The organism is Sphingomonas sp. CARO-RG-8B-R24-01 (assembly GCF_022662295.1).
GTDB lineage: Bacteria > Pseudomonadota > Alphaproteobacteria > Sphingomonadales > Sphingomonadaceae > Sphingomonas.
Genome location: NZ_JAKNQI010000003.1, coordinates 130,897 through 149,490, shown reverse-complemented (window position 1 = coordinate 149,490; position 18,594 = coordinate 130,897). Strand labels below are relative to the sequence as shown.

The window sequence follows — 18,594 nt, the reverse complement described above, 5'->3', positions numbered from 1 at the left end:
CGCACGGTGTCCACAAACCGCTGTTCGGACGCAGGCGGTTGGTGCAACGGTGCAACATGACCGATACGCACGCCGCCAAACCGATCGCCGAACTGACGCTCCGCGGAATTCTCCTAGGCGGCGTCATTACGCTGATGTTCACCGCGGCGAACGTCTATCTCGGGCTCAAGGTGGGGCTGACCTTCGCGACCTCGATCCCGGCGGCGGTGATCTCGATGGCGATCCTCAAGCTGTTCAAGGGATCGACGATCCTCGAGAACAACATCGTCCAGACCGTGGCGAGCGCGGCGGGGACGCTCGCGGCGATCATCTTCGTGCTGCCGGGGCTGGTCATGATCGGCTGGTGGCAGGACTTCCCCTATGTCCAGACCGCCGCGATCACGATGACCGGCGGCATCCTCGGCGTGATGTTCTCGGTCCCGTTACGCCGCGCGCTCGTCGTCGATACCGACCTGCCCTACCCCGAAGGTGTCGCGGCGGCGGAGGTGCTGCAGATCGGCGCACAATCGCGAGAGGGCGAGTCCGAGGCGCGGCAGGGCCTGCTCATCCTGATCTGGAACAGTATCGCTTCGGGCGCCTTCGCGATCCTCACCCAGACCAAGATCATCACCGACACCGCTGCCACGAGCTTCCGCGTCGGGGCGGGCGCGACGGGAATTTCGGGCAGCCTGTCGTTCGCGCTGATCGGCGTCGGGCATCTCGTCGGCATCTCGGTCGGCGCGGCGATGGCGCTCGGCCTGGTGATCGGCTGGTTCGTCCTGGTGCCGGTGCTGACCGCCGCGCATCCGGCACCCGGCGACATCGCCGCCTGGGTCAACACCGTGTGGACGGGCGACGTCCGGTTCTTCGGCGCGGGCGTCATCGGGATCTCGGCAGTCTGGACGCTGGTCAGGATCGCCGGACCGGTGGTCGGCGGGGTCCGCTCGGCGCTCGCGGCCAGTGCGGCACGCGGCAAGGGCGAGACGCTTGCGCTCGAGGAACGCGATCTGCCGATCGTCTGGGTCGCCCTCGTCGCGCTGCTGACGCTGCTGCCGATCGCCTGGCTGCTGTGGGACGTGATCGCGGGCGGGGCGCTGGTCGGCTCGGCGGTGTTGCTGATCGCGGGGGCGCTGGTGTTCGTGCTCGTCGCAGGGCTGATGATCGCGGCGGTGTGTGGCTATATGGCGGGGCTGATCGGCGCGTCCAATTCGCCCGTCTCGGGGATCGGTATCCTCGCGGTGATCGGCGCCGCCGTCATGCTCGTCGGGCTGTTCGGGCAGCATCCCGGCGCCGACACCACCCGGGCGCTGATCGCCTATGCGCTGATCGTCACGGGCATCGTGTTCGGCGTCGCGACGATCTCGAACGACAATCTGCAGGATCTCAAGACCGGCCAGCTGGTCGGCGCGACGCCGTGGAAGCAGCAGGTCGCGCTCGTGATCGGCGTGGTGTTCGGTTCGCTGATCATTCCCCCGGTGCTGAACGTACTCAACAGCGGGATGGGGTTCGTCGGTGTGCCCGGTGCTGGGCCCAACGCGCTCGCGGCCCCGCAGGCGGGGCTGATCTCGGCGCTCGCCAAGGGCGTGCTGTCGGGGGATGCGAACTGGAGGATGCTCGGCTACGGCGTCGCGGCGGGCGTGGTGCTGATCGCGCTGGACGAGCTGCTCGGTCGGCTCCGGCTGTTGCGGCTGCCGCCGCTCGGGGTGGCGCTCGGCATCTATCTGCCGATGGCGGTAATCCTGCCGACCGTGCTGGGGTCGGTGTTCGGCTGGATCTACGACCGCTGGGCGCGCCGCAGCGCCAATCCCGACGTCGCCGAGCGGATGGGGACGCTCACCGCGACCGGGATGATCGTCGGCGAGAGCCTGTGGGGCGTGGTGTTCGCGCTGATCGTGTGGCTGAGCGGGCGCGATGCGCCGCTGCGGCTGATGTCGGGCCACGAAACCGCGGCACTGATCGGGGGGACGGTGTTGTTCCTCGCAATCGTGGCGATCCTGTATCGGTCGACGATACGGCGGGTGGGGACACATGTTGGCTGACGGCGCCGAACACGACGGACGGCACTGAGGGGATTCTCGCGGGCGCGGGAATGACGGAGAGGTGTCGGGACACCCCGCCCCCCGGCGATCTTTGCCGGAGAGCGGTTACGCCATCGCTTCGAGCAACGAGCCGATCGGAATGAACGCAAACGCCACCGAACTGTCCGCCACGCCGTACGGCACGAACAGCGTATCGCCATGCCGGATCGCGCCGCAGGTATAGACGACGTTGGGCACATAGCCCTCCCGGTCCTGGTTCGCCGCCGCGAGGATCGGCTCGCGCGTGCGGCCGATCACCTTGGACGGATCCGCCTTGTCGAGCAGCACCGCGCCGATCGCGTATTTGCGCATCGCGCCGACGCCGTGCGTGAGCAGCAGCCAGCCCTCGTCGAGCTCGATCGGCGGACCGCAATTGCCGATCTGCACCAGCTCCCACGGGAACGCCGGGGTCAGCAGCTTCTGCCCCTCGTCCCAATGCGTCAGCGTGTCGGACTTGAGCAGGAACAGGTTCTCGCCGTCCTGCCGCCCGATCATCATATATTGCCCGCCGACCTTGCGCGGGAACAGCGCCATGCCCTTGTTGCGTGCGGCGGGGCCGGTCATCGGCACCAGATCGAACGCGCGGAAATCACGGGTGCGCATCAGCTCGGACTGGATCACCGAGCCGTTATAGGCGGTGTAGGTGCCGAGCCACTCGACCGTACCGTCGTCATGCGTGAAGTGGACGAGACGGAGATCCTCGAGCCCCTTCGACTGCGCCGCGGTGATCGGGAAGATCACCGTTCCCGACAAGGTGGAGTCGCGATGGCGGAACACCGTGATCGGCCCTTCGGGGAGCGTTTCCTCGTCGATCCCGACCGCGTCGGTCGCGGTCGCGAACGGCGGCTCGGGCGCGAGCTTCAGTTGGTTGCCGTCGGTGATGATGCCTTCGCGGAACGCGACCGAGGAGATGTGCCCCTCGCCGACGGCGCGCAGCGACATCAGGATCCGCTGCGATCCCGCGGGCATGCCCGACTGGTCGAAATGCGGCACCGCGCTCGGGTTCATCAGCGCGGCCGCGGCATAGCTGTATTCGTGGCAGAAATAGGCGCCGATCAGCTGGCGCTTCTCGTCGCCGATCTCACTGCCGTCGATCCCGAGCATATCCTCGATCTCGTCATAGCGCGTCATGAAGACGCGCCGCGTCTGCCAGTGCCGCGCCTCGAAATCCTTGAGGACCAGTTCGAGTTCGGCACGGGTCTGCGCGGCATCGAGCGACATCACGGCGCCCACGATCCGTTCGGTCCGGCTGCCCCCATTGCGCGACCACGCAAGGTGGAATGGCCGGACGACCACTCGGGAAGGATCTGCGTGCAGCCGCAGCGGGTGTTGAAACAGCTCTATCACGCGCATTTGCCTCGTTTAACGCCTTGGCGGCGTCACGAGCGAGGCTACGCGACGGCGCTATTCGGTCCTGCCACGCTTTCCGTACGCTTTGCCAGCCCCGAAATCGTGCAATTCGCCATTTGTAGCGCCAGGATCGATTCCGCACCCTGATTGCGGTTCAGTCCGGTGGGCATCAGGCCATCGAAACAGCCGCCATCCTGCGACGTCGCCAGCGGCAGGTCGAGGTCATTGGCACCCAGATACCAGCGATACGCCCGCCCGGCTTCCTCGACCCAGCGCAGGTCCTGCGACGCGAGATAGGCAGCATGGCACGCATCGATCGTCGCCTGCGCCTCGAGCGGCTGCTGGTCGAATTGCAACGGCTCGGCATAGACCCGACCGAAGCTTTCGCTGCCGACCGCCCGGAAGCGGCCCTCGGGCGAGGTCTGCTTGCCGACGATCCAGTCGAGCGTGGTCAGGCCGCACTGGATGAACTCGGGCCGTTCGAGCGCCATGCCCGCGCGGATCAGCGCCTCGGGCAAGCGCGCGTTGTCATAGGCGAGCACGATCTCGAACCACTCCCACTCGGGCCGCCGGGCGACTTCGAGCAGATCGCACAGTTCGTCGCCGTAGCGCGCCAGGATCATCCTGGACAAGGCATGGCCCGGATGTGCGTCGAGCATCGCCGCCGCACCCAGCATCGCAAAGCCATGCGCGCGGGGCGAGCCCAGTTCCATCGTGATCGACGCCGTCATGTCGAACATCCGGACCGCCCAGTCGCGGTGCTTCGACGACTGCGCATCGCGCGCAGTGACGCCGAGCGCCCACAAGGTCCGCCCGTTCGAATCTTCTGATCCGGTTTCCTCGCACCAGGTGCGATCGAAATTCATGAAATTGCGGAAACGGCGCATGTCCGGGTTCCAGGCATATTGCAGGAACGACGCATAGATCGTCATCCACTTATCGCGCTGGACCTCATCCATGTCCGGCATCTGGCTGACGAGCATCAGCGCGCGCGCGTTGTCGTCGATGCAATATCCGTGACGTCGGTCCGGCACCGAATAGATCGAATGCTGGAGCATGCCGGTCGAATCGCTCATCCGCTCGACCGCCGCGAAGTCGGGCTTCAGCGGCGTGAAGGACGAATGCGCACCGTGCAGCCGACGCGGCTTGGCGGACACCATCCCCGCAATCTCGCGCATCGCGACCTCCGCGAGGCGCGGCCAGATCATCGTGCGACCGCGCGCATAGGCCCGTTCCTGCAAGCGCGTACGGTTGCGATCGCTGCTCAGCAACGCGTTGATCTCGCGCGCGAACGCCGCGGAATCGCTGAAGTCGACGAGCACGCCGTGCCCATCCGCCAGGATCTCGGTCGCATGGACGTACGGGGTCGATACGACCGCCTTGCCGACGCCGACCGCATAGCTGAGCGTGCCCGACGTAATCTGCGCCGGGTTGAGATACGGCGTCGCGTAAATGTCCGCCGCCTGCAGATAATCGATCAGCTCGTCATGCTCGAGGAAGGCATCGATGAACTGGATGTTGTTCGACACGCCGAGCTTCTCGGCAAGCGCCTTGAGGCCGTCACGATACTTCTCGCCCTCATAGGCGACGAGGTTGGGATGCGTCGCGCCGAGCACCGCGTACAGCGTCTCGGGATGCTCCGCGACGATCTTGGGCAGCGCCTCGATCATCACCTCGATCCCCTTGCCCGGTGCGAGCAGGCCGAAGGTCAGCACGACCTTGCGCCCTTCCCAGCCGAAGCGCGGCTTGAGCGTGTCGGGCTCGACGAAGTCACGATCCGGAACGCCGTGCGGAATCATCACGATCGACCGACCGCTCGCGCCATAGACGCGCTCGAGGATTTCCCGGCCACGCTCGGCCATCACGACGACGCGCGAGGCGCGCTGCAACAGGCCTTCCATGACGCGACGCTGGTCCGCATCCGGCTTTTCGAGGATCGTGTGGAGCGTGACGATCACGGGCAACGACACCCGGTCGAGCAGCGCGAGGATATGCTCGCCCGCGGGGCCGCCGAAGATGCCATATTCGTGCTGGAGCCAGATCGCCTGCGCACCGCTCGCCTCGATCGCGCGCGCCGCGTCGAGATAGGCGACGCGGTCCTGCTCGGGGATGCTGCGGGTGACTTCGGGCGGGTAGACGTAGCGGCCGGGGTGATCGTCCATCGCATAGACGTCGATCTTCAGGTCGGGGAACCGCCCCTTCAGCGCCGTGAACGTGTCCGTCGTATATGTTGCAAGGCCGCATTTCCGAGGCAGGAAATTGCCGATCAGTGCAAGGTGATCGATCGGGGTCACGACATCTGCCAAGTGCACCATGCTCGTAATCCTAAGAGTAAAAAGGGGGAATTCCCCTCAGCTGTCTCCAAACGAACGGCCAAGTTTCAATATGGTTGCAGAGATGTTGCACCGCAACAGCGGATTCACGCTAATCTCGATCAACCTTGCGCCAGGATGAACGAACCGCCGGATCAGCCGCGGCCGCGATATCCCGGCACGTCCTGCGACGGCAGCCAGAGGTGCTCGGGCGGCGGCCCCGACTGCCAGAACACGTCGATCGGGATGCCACCGCGCGGATACCAATAGCCGCCGATTCGCAGCCAGACCGGCCTCATTTCGTCATACAGTCGCTGACCGATGCCGACCGTGCAATCCTCGTGAAATCCCTGATGGTTGCGGAATGCGCCCAGGAACAGCTTGAGCGATTTCGATTCGACGATGGTCTCGCCCGGCGCATAGTCGATCACGAGATGCGCGAAGTCGGGCTGGCCGGTCACGGGACACAGCGAGGTAAATTCGGGCACCGCGAATCGTACGAGATACAGCGATCCCGCGCGCGGGTTGGGAACGTAATCGAGCACCGCCGCTTCTGGCGAAGCGGGCAGCGCGCTGGTCTGGCCAAGGTGTAAGGGTGTCATGCCCGAAAGATAGGAGAGCCCACGCCGAAATGAAACCGCCCCGCCCTGCACCGTGCGACACGCTCATCCCCATCCTTGGCGACCAGCTGTCGTTCGCGCTGTCGTCGCTGCGCGATGCCGACCGCGCGACCAGCCGCATCCTGCTGATGGAGGTCGCCGACGAGACCACCTACGTGCGCCATCACAAGCAGAAGATCGCGTTCATCTTCGCCGCAATGCGGCATCATGCCGAGGTGCTCCGCGCGGACGGCTGGCGCGTGGATTACGTCGCGCTGGACGACCCGGACAACCACGGCAGCTTCACCGGCGAGGTGGCACGGGCGGTCGCGCGGCATGATCCGGCGCGGATCGTGGTGACGGAGGCCGGCGAATGGCGCGTCCAGGCGATGCTCGAGGCGTGGGAAACGGTGTTCGGCATTCCCGTCGACATCCGCAGCGACGACCGGTTCCTCGCGACGCATGCCGAGTTCGAGACCTGGGCGGACGAACGCAAGCAGCTCCGCATGGAATATTTCTACCGCGACATGCGCCGCAAGACGGGGTTGCTGATGGACGGCAAGGATCCCGTCGGCGGCCAGTGGAATTTCGACCACGACAATCGCAAGCCCGCGCAATCCGACCTGCTGATGCCGCGGCCCCTGCGCTTTCCCCCCGATGCGATCACGCAGGACGTGCTCGCGCTGGTGGCGGACCGGTTCGCGGATCACCCCGGCAGCCTCGACAGCTTCGCCTGGGCGGTGACCGCCGCGGATGCGGAACGCCAGCAGCAGCAGTTCCTCGACCATGCGCTCGCGGGCTTCGGCGATTACCAGGACGCGATGCTGACCGGCGAGCCCGCGCTGTGGCATTCGTTGCTGTCGCCCTACCTCAACGTCGGGCTGCTCGACGCGCTTGCCCTGTGCCGCGCGGTCGAGAAGCGGTTCCGCGCGGGCAAGGTGCCGGTCAACGCCGCCGAGGGCTTCATCCGCCAGATCATCGGCTGGCGCGAATATGTTCGGGGGATCTACTGGCGCGAGGGGCCGGACTATGCGCACCGCAACGCGCTCGGCGCGACGCGCGCCCTCCCGGCGTTCTACTGGACCGGCGAGACCGACCTGCACTGCATGGCCGAGGCGCTCGGCCAGACGCTCGCCAACGCGCACGCGCATCATATCCAGCGGCTGATGGTGACGGGCACCTTCGCGCTGCTGATCGGCGCGGACCCGCACGCGGTCCATCTGTGGTATCTCGAAATATATATCGACGCCTATGAATGGGTCGAATTGCCCAACACGCTCGGTATGAGCCAGTTCGCCGACGGTGGCCTGCTCGGCTCCAAACCCTATGCGGCGAGCGGCGCTTACATCAACAAGATGTCCGATTACTGCAAGGGTTGCCGCTACGACGTCCGCCAGCGAACCGGCCCCGACGCCTGCCCGTTCAACGCGCTCTACTGGGATTTCATCGCGCGGCACGAGGACACGCTCGCGCGCAATCCGCGCATGGCGATGCCCTATCGGACATGGAGCAAGATGGCGCCCGCGACCCGGGACGAGATCCGCGGGTCGGCAAAAGCCTTTCTCGACCGTCTCGACGCCGCCGCGGCGCCGCGTTAGGCTCTCCGGAACGACCATAAAAGGAGACGGCAGATGGACTCGCTGGTGACCACCGAATGGCTCGCGAACGAGCTGGGCGCGAACGACCTGCGGATCGTCGACGCGACCTATTTCGCGGGTTTCGGCAACCGGGATGCCGCCGCCGAATATGAGGCGGCGCACATTCCCGGCGCGGTGTTCATGGACCTGGGCGAGATCGCCGACACGTCGAGCGACCTGCCCGCGATGCTCCCCACGCCCGAGAAATTCGCGAGCCGGATGCAGTCGCTCGGGCTCGGCGACGGCAGCCGGATCGTGCTGTACGACAACTCGCCCTATCACACCGCGGCGCGCGCGTGGTTCATGCTCCGCACCTTCGGCGCGCACGACGTCGCGATCCTCGATGGCGGGCTTGCCAAGTGGCAGGCCGAGGGCCGCGACACCGCCAGCGGCAAGGAGCAGCTGCGGCACCGGCACTTCACCGTCTGGGCCGACGACAAGGGCGTGCGCACGCTCGACCAGATGAAGGCGAACGTCGACAGCGGCGCGGAGCAGGTGCTCGACGCGCGCTCCGCGGCACGTTTCACCGGCGAGGAAGCCGACCCGCGCCCCGCGACGCATCCGGGGCATATCCCGGGGTCGAAGAACCTGCCCGTGGGCCAGTTGTTCAACCCAGACGGCACGTGGAAGACCGGCGACGCGCTGCGCAGCGCGTTCGAGGGCGCGGGGATCGATCTCGCCAAGCCGCTGGTGACGACCTGTGGCTCGGGGATCACCGCCTCGGCGCTTGCGTTCGCGGCGCATCTGCTCGGGACGGAAGCGGCGGTCTATGACGGCAGCTGGTCCGAATGGGGCGCTGATCGCACGACGCCAAAGGCGACCGGCGCAGCTTAACATTCTTCTTTCTAAGCCCCTCCCCCTCGGGGGAGGGGTTGGGGTGGGGCCGTCCAGCAAAACTTACCTCTCTGCGAGGCACTGCCCCACCCCCAACCCCTCCCCTGAAGGGGAGGGGCTTGAACGAACGCCCCTGCGTTCGGCGCTCCTCTGCTCGGGACGGAAGCGGCGGTCTAGGACGGCAGCTGGTCCGAATGGGGCGCCGATCGCACGACGCCAAAGGCGACCGGCGCAGCTTAACATTCTTCTTTCTAAGCCCCTCCCCCTCGGGGGAGGGGTTGGGGTGGGGCCGTCCAGCAAAACTGAGCTCTCTGCGAGGCACGTCCCCACCCCCAACCCCTCCCCTGAAGGGGAGGGGCTTGAACGAACCACCCTTGCCTTTCGCCGCGCCCCCCGCTTTGCAGTGTCGAGCATTGCAGGACCCAGCGCCATGAACGAAACCGACACCCCCAAGGGCACCTCCACCCGCGTCGTCACCGCCGGTCGCCGCAAGGAATGGACGCAGGGGATCGTCAACACCCCAGTCTGGCGCGCTTCCACGATCCTCTACGACTCGGTCGCCGACCTGCGCGCGGCCGGCGCGCGCGACACCCACCACCGGCTGTTCTACGGACGCCGCGGCACCCCGACCCAATGGAGCCTCGCCGACGCGCTGACCGAACTCGAGCCCGGCGCGGAAGGCACGTTCCTCTACCCCTCCGGCGTCGCCGCGATCGCCGCCGCATTGCTGTCGGTCCTGTCCCCCGGCGACGAGGTGCTGATCCCCGACACCGCTTATGATCCCACCCGCTCGCTCGCCAACGGGCTGCTCGCCCGCATGGGGATCGCCACGCGCTTCTACGATCCGCTGATCGGCGCAGGGATGGCCGACGTCATCAGTGACACCACTCGCGCCATCCTGCTCGAAAGCCCGGGCAGCCTGACCTTCGAAGTGCAGGACGTGCCCGCGATCGTCGCCGCCGCCAGGGCGCGCGGCGTCACCACGCTGCTCGACAATACCTGGGCGACGCCCCTGTTCTTCCCCGCGATCGCGCACGGCATCGACCTGACGATCCTCGCGTGCACCAAGTACGTCGTCGGGCACAGCGACGTGATGCTCGGCTCGGTGACGGCCGCGCCCGGGCATTTCGCGCGGCTGCGCGACACCAGCTTCCAGCTCGGGCAGGTCGCCAGCCCGGATGATTGCTGGCTCGGGTCGCGCGGGCTGCGCACCATGGCGATCCGGCTGCGCCAGCACGAGCAGAGCGCGCTCCAGATCGCGCACTGGTTGCAGGACCAGCCGGAGGTGGCGACCGTCCTCCACCCCGCCCTCCCCGGCTGCCCGGGACACGAGACGTTCATGCGCGACTTCTCCGGCTCGTCCGGCCTGTTCTCCTTCGTGCTGCAAGGCGGCGACGAGCGCGCGCGCGCCGCGCTGATCGACGGGCTCGCGCATTTCGGCATCGGCTACAGCTGGGGCGGGTATGAGAGCCTCGCGATCCCGGTCGACCCGCAACGCCATCGCAGCGTCACGCGCCGCGCCGATGCCGGGCCGATGGTGCGGTTGCAGATCGGCCTGGAGGATCCCGAGGATCTCATCGCCGACCTCGCTGCCGGCCTGGCGCGGTTTGCCGCGATCGGCTGACGCGGCACCTGTGGCGTAGTAGCAACATTTCCTTACGAACCGGCAACGGTCGGGCAATCCCGCTTGTGCGGCGCAGCAGAACACGGCATTGTCGGCACCTCTTCGGTTATCGGCGCGGGATGGCTTCAAGCCGTCGACAGATGCTGGATCGGGGAAAGCAGGCGGGGACAGTCGCATTTTCGAAAGGGAAATGATGCGCTTCTCCAGAACAACGCTCGGCGGGCTCATGCTCGTCGCATCCGCTACGCCTGCCCTCGCGCAGGAAACCGCACCGCCACCGGCGATCACGATCAACGGCACCGCCGCCGTCGTGACCGACTATCGTTTCCGCGGCATCTCGCAGACCGACCGGAATGCGGCCGTGCAGGGGTCGATCACCGTCACGCACCAGTCGGGCTTCTACGTCTCGGTCTGGGGGTCTTCGGTCGACGATTACGTCACCGTCGCGGGCACCGGCCACCAGGAAATCGATCTGATCGGCGGCTACAAGAAGACCGTCGGCGGCACGACCTTCGACGTGGGGGCGCTCTATTACTTCTATCCCAAGACGCATCCGACCGGCGACAGGAGCAGCTCGGACTTCATCGAGCCCTATGCCGACATCTCGCACACCTTCGGTCCGCTGACCTCCAAGGTGACGGTCAATTATGCGCCCAAGCAGAAGGCTCTCGCGCTCGACCAGGGCGCATCCGGCCTGCTGCGCAAGCGCGACAACGTCTATCTGGCGGGCGATTTCTCGGCCGGGATCCCGAAGACCCCGCTCGGCCTGACCGCGCACGTCGGGCATAGTTTCGGACCGAGCTGGCTCGCGACCGATTCGACCGGCAAGAAGGGCTATACCGATTGGGGCCTCGGCGCGACCGCGACCTACAAGGTGCTGACGCTGGGGGTATCCTATGTCGATACCGACGCGCGGTTCCTGTCGGGCACCGGCCGCAACGTCAGCAAGGGCGGCGTCGTCGCCTCGCTCGGCGTGGCGTTCTGATCCTCCCCGCCTGATCCCGCCGGGGTGACGGACGGATACAAAAAGGGGGGCAGCGATGCCCCCCTTTTTTCGTGCTCGCGCGGCGAACGCTTATTTGGGCGTGGCCGTCCGCGCGGTCTGCCCATCACCCTCGGGGGCGGAAACGATGTCGCGGGTGGTGGTACCCTTGTCGACCACGGTCGTCCCCGGGTCGCCGACCGACGAGCGGATGCCCGGATCGTCATTGTCGATCCCCGCCTGGCTGATCGTCGCCGCTTCCCCCGCGCTGCGCTGTGCCGTGCCGCCGAACAGCGCGTCGAGCGCCTGTGCGTTGGGGCTGACGTCGTTCGCGCGCGCCGCACCCGGCTTGGGCGGGGTCAGCGAGAAATCGGGCGGGATCACCAGCGGTGCCTGGCGCGCGACGGTGAACTCGTCGGGGCCGCTGCGACCGACGCGGTTGTGCGCGCAGCCCGAGGCAAGCAGGACGAGCGCGAGCCCAGCGGCGATGGTCGTCGATTTACGCATGCAAAGTCTCCGTTGGGCCCTGATCTGCCCCTGAAATCGTCGCGCCCGGTGGCGTTCCGGCCCCGGTCGCTGGTGCATCCGCTGCCGGAGCCCCCCGCACCGGCTTCTCTCGTACCAGAAGCGCGCGCGCGAACAAGATGACGACGCCGATCGAGATCGCGGCATCGCCGATATTGAACACGAGGAACGGCTGCCAGCTGCCGAAATGCAGATCGGCGAAGTCCACGACATAGCCGAGCCGCATGCGATCGAGGATATTCCCCATCGCGCCGCCGAGCACGAGGCCGAGCGCCGCCTGCTCCACGCGGTTGGTCTCGCGCCACATCCACACCAGCACGCCGAGCGCGATCGCGCCGGTCATCGCGACCAGCAGCCAGCGCATCGTGTCGGTATCGGCATGGAGCAGCCCGAGCGAAACACCGTGGTTGGCGACGAAGCGCAGGTTGAAGAACGCCGTGACATAATGCGCGTCGGTCATCGCGTCGAGCTTGAGCCCCTCGGTCACGCCGAGCTTTGCCGCCTGGTCGCACAGGAACAGCAGGGTGGCGGTCGCGAGGCCGGCGAAGGGGAGCTTCATGCCACCACCTCTTCGCAGCGATCGCACAAATCGCCGTCGACCGTGACTTCGGGCAGGTGCCGCCAGCAACGCCCGCATTTGTGGAAGTCGGTCCGGTTGACCGCCACGCCCGCGCCCGTCGTCACCTTGGCGACGATGAACAGCTCGGCGAGCGCCTCCACCGGCATCGGCGCGTCGGGAACGACGACCTCCGCCTCGAGGCTGGAGCGCACGATCTTTTCGCGCCGCAGCGGTTCGATCGCCTCGGTCACTTGCGTGCGGAGTGCGCGGACCTGCGCCCAATGCGCGACGTCCACGCCGTCGACCGCGGGGAGCTCGGGCCATTCGAGCAGATGCACCGACTCGTCTTCGCTCGGGAAGCGCGCCTGCCACGTCTCCTCGGCGGTGAAGCACAGCACGGGGGCGGCATAGCGCACCAGCGCGTGGAACAGCATGTCGAACACGGTCCGGCACCCGCGCCGCTTGGGATCGTCCACCCCGTCGCAATACAGCGAATCCTTGCGGATATCGAAGTAGAAGGCGGACAGGTCCTCCTGCGCGAACTCGGTCAGCAAGCGCACGTAGCTGTTGAAATCATACACCGCGACCGCCGCGCGCAGCTTGGCGTCGAGCTCGGCAAGCAGCTGGAGCACATAGCGTTCGAGCTCGGGCATCTCCGCGACCGGGAGCCGCTCGGCCTCGTCGAACCCTTCGAGCGCGCCGAGCAGATAGCGGAAGGTGTTGCGCAACTTGCGATACTGGTCGGAGACGCCGTTCAGGATCTCCTTGCCGATCCGGTGATCCTCGGTGAAATCGACCGACAGCGCCCACAGCCGCAGGATGTCCGCGCCCGATTCCTTCATCAGGTCGAGCGGGTTGATCGTGTTGCCGAGGCTCTTGGACATTTTCATGCCCTTGGAATCCATCGTGAACCCGTGCGTCAGCACCGCATTGTACGGCGCCCGCCCGCGCGTCCCGCAGCTCTCCATCAGCGACGACTGGAACCAGCCGCGATGCTGGTCCGAGCCTTCGAGATACAGGTCGGCGGGCCATTGCAGGTCGGGCCAGCGCCCGCTGTCGAGCACGAACGCGTGGGTGCAGCCGCTGTCGAACCACACGTCGAGAATGTCGGTGACACGCTCGTAATCGGCGACCGCATAGTCCGGGCCGAGCAGGTCCTGCGCGGCTTCCTCGCTCCACGCATCGACGCCCTCGGCGCTGACCGCCGCGACGATCCGCGCGTTGACCGCGGGGTCGACGAGATACTGGCCGGTCTTGCGATCGACGAACAACGTGATCGGCACGCCCCAGGCGCGCTGGCGGCTGATGACCCAGTCCGGGCGCCCCGCGACCATCGCGGTGATGCGGTTCTGGCCCTTGGGGGGATACCAGGTGGTCGCTTCGATGGCCGCGAGGGCGGTTTCACGAAGAGTGCGCGGAGTTCGCCCCTCCCCTTCAGGGGAGGGGTTGGGGGTGGGGGGTGTCTCACCGAGACCGCCCTCTGCCGGTGTCTCACCGAGACCGAGCTCTGCTGGACTGCCCCACCCCAACCCCTCCCCCGAAGGGGAGGGGCTAGGAAGATCCATCGGGATAAACCACTGCGGCGTCGCGCGGAAAATCACCTTCGCCTTCGACCGCCACGAATGCGGATACGAGTGCGCGAAATCATCGCTTGCCGCGATCAACGCGCCGACGCTGCGCAGGTCCGAACAGATCGGCCCCTCTGCAGAGACGAACTTCTTGTTGATCACCGAGCCCTGCCCGCCGAGCCACGCCCAGTCGTCGCGATACATCCCCGCGCCATCGACCGCGAAGACCGGCTCGATCCCGTACTGCTTGCACAGCAGAAAATCGTCCTCGCCATGATCGGGCGACATATGGACGAGCCCGGTGCCAGCGTCGGTCGTGACGAAATCGCCCGGCAGGAACGGCCGCGGCCTCAGGAAAAATTCGGCGAGCGGCGAGTCCTGATCGACACTTAGCCCCTCCCCTTCAGGGGAGGGGTTGGGGTGGGGACGTTCAGCGAGCGCATCGCCCGACGGGACGGCCCCACCCCCAGCCCCTCCCCTGAAGGGGAGGGGAGCAAAAGCGTTCGCCATCGGATGCCGCGCGGTCGCGCCCTCGAGCTGCGAGCCCTTGATCGACTGGAGCGCGGTGACGGTGCCCGCGCTGTCGCCGATCTTGAGGATCACCGGATGCCCGATCCGCGCGCCGAAGCTCTCGAGCAGATCATGCGCGATCAGCAACGTGCGTGGCCCCTCGGCCATGTCGTCGAAGCGGACCAGCAGATATTCGATCTCCGGCCCATAGCTCAGCGCCTGGTTGACCGGGATCGTCCACGGCGTCGTCGTCCAGATTACCGCATGGGCGCCGACCAGCTCGGGCGCGTTCGGCGCATCGACGATCTCGAACGCGACGTCGATCTGCGTCGACACGACGTCCTCATATTCGACCTCGGCCTCGGCGAGCGCGGTCTTCTCTACCGGCGACCACATCACCGGCTTCGCGCCGCGATAGAGCTGGCCGCTCTCGGCGAACTTCATCAGCTCGGTGACGATCGTCGCCTCGGCGGCGAAATCCATCGTCAGATAGGGGTGATCCCAGTCGCCGTTGATGCCCAGCCGCTTCAACTGCTCGCGCTGGACGTTGACCCAATGCTGCGCATAGGCGCGGCACTCGGCGCGGAACTCGCGCGGCGGGACCTCGTCCTTGTTGCGCTTCTTGGCGCGATATTGCTCCTCGACCTTCCATTCGATCGGCAGGCCGTGGCAGTCCCAGCCCGGCACATAGGGCGCGTCCTTGCCGAGCAAGGTCTGCGTCCGGCACACCGTATCCTTGAGGATGTGGTTGAGCGCATGGCCGATATGCATGTCGCCATTCGCGTACGGCGGGCCGTCATGCAGGATGAACTTTTCGCGCCCGGCGCGCGCGGCGCGGACCTTCTCGTACAGCCCCATCGCCTGCCACTTCGCGAGAATCCCCGGCTCCTTGGCGGGGAGGCCCGCCTTCATCGGGAAATCGGTCTTCGGCAGGAAGACGGTATCGCGGTAATCGCGCGCGGGTGCGGGGGTATCAGTCATTTGCAAGCGGCCTTAGCCGAGCCACGCAACACTATAAAGCCCCTCCCCTTCAGGGGAGGGGTTGGGGTGGGGCAGTGCGCTGCCAGCGGTCGGGGAGAGTGGAAGCAGTGGCCGCGATGATCTCGGCAACGCCTGCGAGGTTCGTCATGACGTCGGGATTGCCGAAGCGGATGATCGTAAAGCCGAGCGTTTTCAAGCGCACGTCGCGTTTGCCGTCGGCAGGACCATCATGCGTATCGCCATCCACCTCCACCCCAAGCCCGATCCCCGGGCAGAAGACGTCTAGAATCGCCTGAGCCTCGAACACGACATGCTGGCGGCGAAACTTGAGGCCATTCAGCTGGGAGTTAGAAAGCGCCCGCCACAGCCTCACCTCAGGCTCGGTAGGATTGCGCCGCATCTCATGCGCGCGAGCCAGCAGCTCCGCCTCAGTGGCCATCACTTCCCCACCCCAACCCCTCCCCTGAAGGGGAGGGGCTAATCGCGTCCTACTCCTGCACTCGTTACTCCCTCGACACGCCTACTCCGTCACACCCCAAGCCTCACCAACTCCACACCATCCCCGTCTCACTAAACGGCTTAGGCTCCAACGGCGGGATCGTCGCCGCATTAAGCTCGCACTGCCAATACCCCACGTCGATCCAGCGCCCGTCCTTATATCCCGCCTCGCGGAAGAACCCCGCGCGCCGGAACCCAACCGACTCATGCAACCGGATCGAATGATCATTGGGCAGCGCGATCACCCCGATCGCATGCGTAAACCCCTGCGCGCGCACCGTGTCGATCAGCGCATCGTACAATTGCCGCCCGTTGCCGCGCCCCTGCGTGCCGATCTCGAGATAGACCGTCGTCTCGATCGTGTAGCGATACGCCGGCCGATCCCGGAACGCCGAGGCATAGGCATAGCCGCGCACCGGCCCGCCCTCGCCCTCGGTCACGACCAGCCACGGGTAGAGCCCGTTCGACTTGGCCATCCGCGCGCACATCGTCGCGGTGTCAGGCGCGTCGGTCTCGAACGAGACCGTCCCGCGCTCGACATAGGGCCGGTAAATGTCGGCGATCGCCGCCGCGTCGTCGAGCGTCGCGGGCCGCACCGCGACGCGGGTCGGCCCTTCGGACGGAACCTCCCGCGGCGCGATCACAGCGCGAACCGCGCGAGCACCAGATCGAGCAGCTTCGCGTCGCCGGGCCGCGGTGCGGTCCCGCCGATGCCGTCGCACTCCAGGCAGCGCGCCTGGATCGCCGCGCCCGTCCCGATCCGCTTCACGTCACCCAAAGCGCGCGCGAACACCGCACGGCGATCCGCCGCCATCCGCGTGAACGCGTCGCCCGCCGAGGCATCGTCATCGTCGCGGTTCGACGACAGGATCTGCTGGAGCATCATCGCGAACGCGCCCGGCTTCTTCTCGAGATATTCGGCATGGACGTCGGCGGGCTTCAACCCGGCGCGCTTGGCGGCTTCGTCGATCGCATCCTGCAACCCGCCGAAGCGATCGACCAGCCCAAGCTGGTGCGCGGTCCCGCCATCCCAGACGCGGCCCTGCCCGATCTCGTTGACGCGCTCGGGCGTCATGTGCCGCGCGTTCGCGACGCGGGTAATGAACTGGCGATAGCCGTTTTCGATTCCCGCCTGGAAGATCGTGTCGGTCTCGGGCGTGGTGCCGCCGTAAATGTCCGGCTGCCCCGACAACGGCGTGGTGCGGACACCGTCCGCGGTCAGGCCGATCTTCTTGAGCGTGTTCTCGAAGGTCGGGATGATCCCGAAGATGCCGATCGAGCCGGTGATCGTCGTCGGCTCGGCGAAGATCACGTCGCCCACGGTCGACACCCAATAGCCGCCCGACGCCGCGAGATTGCCCATCGACACGACGATCGGCAGCTTCTGCGCTTTAGCCTCGATGATCGCGCGGCGCATGTCCTCGGATGCGAGCGCCGAGCCGCCGGGCGAATCGACGCGGACCACGAGCGCCTTGAGGTCTTTCTTGGCGAGGCCGTCGAGCACCAGCTTGGCGACCGTGTCGCCGCCGACCGAGCCCGCCTTGGACTTGCCGTCGATGATGTCGCCCGCGATCGTCAGCACGCCGATCTTGGCGCCAGCGGTCGGCAGCGGGTTCGCCGCGACGTAATTGGCGAGCTTGATCGTGTTGAACGTCCCCGGTGCCTTGCCATTGGGGGTACCCGCGAGCTGCGCGACGCGCTTGCCGAAATCGAGCCGGGTGCCGAGCTTGTCGACGATCCCCGCCTTGAGGTTGGCCTCGGCGATATTGCCCTGCGCCGCGGTGATGACCGCGCCGGGAGTCGTCAGGAACGGCTGGAATTTCGCCTTGGGCCGCGCCTTTGCGACCACTTCCTGCCACTGCTGGAACAGCACCTGGTACAGCTTGACGACTTCTTCCTTCGCCTCGGGCGAGGCTTCGGTGCGCGTGTAAGGCTCGACGAACGACTTGTACTTGCCGACGCGGTAGACGTGCGCGTTGACGCCGAGCTTGTCGATCAGGCCCTTGTAATAGAGCTGGCTTCCGCCCGGCCCCATGAACAGCGTGCCGCCCATCGGGCTCATCCAGATCTCGCTGGCGTTCGCAGCAAGGCGGTAGCCGCTGTCGGTATAAGCGGTCGCGTAGGCGAGCACCGGCTTGCCCGTATCGCGCACACGGCGGAGCGCATCGCCGACTTCGGTCAGCGATGCGGGATAGCCGCCCGCGAACGAGTCGAGATCGAGCACCACCGTCTTGACGCGGTCGTCCTTCGCCGCCTTGTCGAGCGCGCGCACGACGTCGCGCAAGCGATATTCGGGGGTCGACCCGCCGCCGCCGAGTGCCGCGAACGGGTCGCCGGGCGAGGGCTGCTCGACGATCGGGCCGTCGAGCTTGAGCACCAGCGCGCCATCCTTGATCGCGCCCGCATTGGGTTTCGCCGCGAGCAGGCCGAACAACAGGCCGAAGAACAGCAGCATGGCGACCAGCACCAGCGCATCCTTGATCCCGACCAAAAGTTTCCAAGCGCCCCGAACGAGTTTCACCTGCGCCGCTCCCTGCAAATCGCGGAAAATTACCGCG

Annotated in this window: 14 protein-coding genes and 1 pseudogene; 6 read left to right on the top strand and 9 right to left on the bottom strand. The window is 66.7% G+C overall.

Annotation, left to right across the window (positions count from 1 at the left end):
* Nucleotides 1-56: 56 nt before the first annotated feature.
* Nucleotides 57-2,018: an oligopeptide transporter, OPT family gene (locus tag L8G49_RS08540; protein ID WP_242184870.1), complete on the top strand. Its 1,962-nt coding sequence runs from the start codon at nt 57-59 to the stop codon at nt 2,016-2,018.
* Between the two features lie 105 nt (nt 2,019-2,123).
* Here L8G49_RS08540 and L8G49_RS08535 read toward each other — a convergent pair whose 3' ends face one another.
* The 3 genes from L8G49_RS08535 to queF form a co-directional block, all read right to left on the bottom strand.
* Nucleotides 2,124-3,410: a glycoside hydrolase family 130 protein gene (locus L8G49_RS08535; RefSeq protein ID WP_242139798.1), complete on the bottom strand. Its 1,287-nt coding sequence runs from the start codon at nt 3,408-3,410 to the stop codon at nt 2,124-2,126.
* A gap of 38 nt (nt 3,411-3,448) precedes the next feature.
* Nucleotides 3,449-5,722 carry a glycosyltransferase family 4 protein gene (locus L8G49_RS08530; protein WP_242184160.1) on the bottom strand — a complete coding sequence of 758 codons (2,274 nt, stop codon included), beginning with the start codon at nt 5,720-5,722 and terminating at the stop codon, nt 3,449-3,451.
* A gap of 152 nt (nt 5,723-5,874) precedes the next feature.
* Complete coding sequence (gene queF / locus L8G49_RS08525; protein WP_242139800.1) at nt 5,875-6,321, bottom strand: preQ(1) synthase; 447 nt, start codon at nt 6,319-6,321, stop codon at nt 5,875-5,877.
* Nucleotides 6,322-6,350: 29 nt separating this feature from the next.
* Here queF and L8G49_RS08520 point away from each other — a divergent pair, with 29 nt between their 5' ends.
* The 5 genes and pseudogenes from L8G49_RS08520 to L8G49_RS08500 all read left to right on the top strand — a co-directional run bounded on the left by L8G49_RS08520 (nt 6,351) and on the right by L8G49_RS08500 (nt 11,398).
* The gene (locus tag L8G49_RS08520; RefSeq protein ID WP_242184158.1) at nt 6,351-7,916 is read left to right on the top strand and encodes a cryptochrome/photolyase family protein; all 1,566 of its coding nucleotides are present in this window, start codon (nt 6,351-6,353) and stop codon (nt 7,914-7,916) included.
* 33 nt (nt 7,917-7,949) lie between these two features.
* Entirely contained in the window at nt 7,950-8,789 is an 840-nt protein-coding gene (gene sseA / locus L8G49_RS08515) for a 3-mercaptopyruvate sulfurtransferase (RefSeq protein ID WP_242184156.1), read from the top strand.
* A 135-nt stretch (nt 8,790-8,924) separates the two neighbouring features.
* A pseudogene (locus tag L8G49_RS08510) lies at nt 8,925-9,029 on the top strand (sulfurtransferase); the annotation flags it as partial.
* A gap of 190 nt (nt 9,030-9,219) precedes the next feature.
* Complete coding sequence (gene metC, locus L8G49_RS08505; protein WP_242139803.1) at nt 9,220-10,413, top strand: cystathionine beta-lyase; 1,194 nt, start codon at nt 9,220-9,222, stop codon at nt 10,411-10,413.
* Nucleotides 10,414-10,606: 193 nt separating this feature from the next.
* Entirely contained in the window at nt 10,607-11,398 is a 792-nt protein-coding gene (locus L8G49_RS08500; RefSeq protein ID WP_242139925.1) for a TorF family putative porin, read from the top strand.
* A gap of 90 nt (nt 11,399-11,488) precedes the next feature.
* On the opposite strand, the gene L8G49_RS08495 is transcribed toward L8G49_RS08500, so the two are convergent.
* From L8G49_RS08495 to sppA, 6 genes are all read right to left on the bottom strand, one after another.
* Nucleotides 11,489-11,902 (bottom strand): DUF3035 domain-containing protein, encoded by a 414-nt coding sequence (locus L8G49_RS08495; protein WP_242139804.1) that lies wholly within the window; start codon nt 11,900-11,902, stop codon nt 11,489-11,491.
* Nucleotides 11,895-12,479, bottom strand: a complete 585-nt coding sequence (lspA, locus tag L8G49_RS08490; RefSeq protein WP_242184149.1) for a signal peptidase II — start codon at nt 12,477-12,479, stop codon at nt 11,895-11,897. Before lspA ends, L8G49_RS08495 begins: the two co-directional genes overlap by 8 nt.
* On the bottom strand, nt 12,476-15,538 hold the full coding sequence (ileS, locus tag L8G49_RS08485; RefSeq protein ID WP_242184135.1) for an isoleucine--tRNA ligase: 3,063 nt from the start codon (nt 15,536-15,538) through the stop codon (nt 12,476-12,478). The genes lspA and ileS overlap by 4 nt, the downstream gene beginning before the upstream one ends.
* A 49-nt stretch (nt 15,539-15,587) precedes the next feature.
* On the bottom strand, nt 15,588-15,977 hold the full coding sequence (locus L8G49_RS08480) for an endonuclease domain-containing protein (RefSeq protein WP_242184130.1): 390 nt from the start codon (nt 15,975-15,977) through the stop codon (nt 15,588-15,590).
* A 103-nt stretch (nt 15,978-16,080) separates the two neighbouring features.
* Nucleotides 16,081-16,680 carry a GNAT family N-acetyltransferase gene (locus L8G49_RS08475; RefSeq protein WP_242184120.1) on the bottom strand — a complete coding sequence of 200 codons (600 nt, stop codon included), beginning with the start codon at nt 16,678-16,680 and terminating at the stop codon, nt 16,081-16,083.
* Nucleotides 16,677-18,557, bottom strand: a complete 1,881-nt coding sequence (sppA, locus tag L8G49_RS08470; RefSeq protein WP_242184118.1) for a signal peptide peptidase SppA — start codon at nt 18,555-18,557, stop codon at nt 16,677-16,679. Before sppA ends, L8G49_RS08475 begins: the two co-directional genes overlap by 4 nt.
* Between the last annotated feature and the right edge of the window lie 37 nt (nt 18,558-18,594).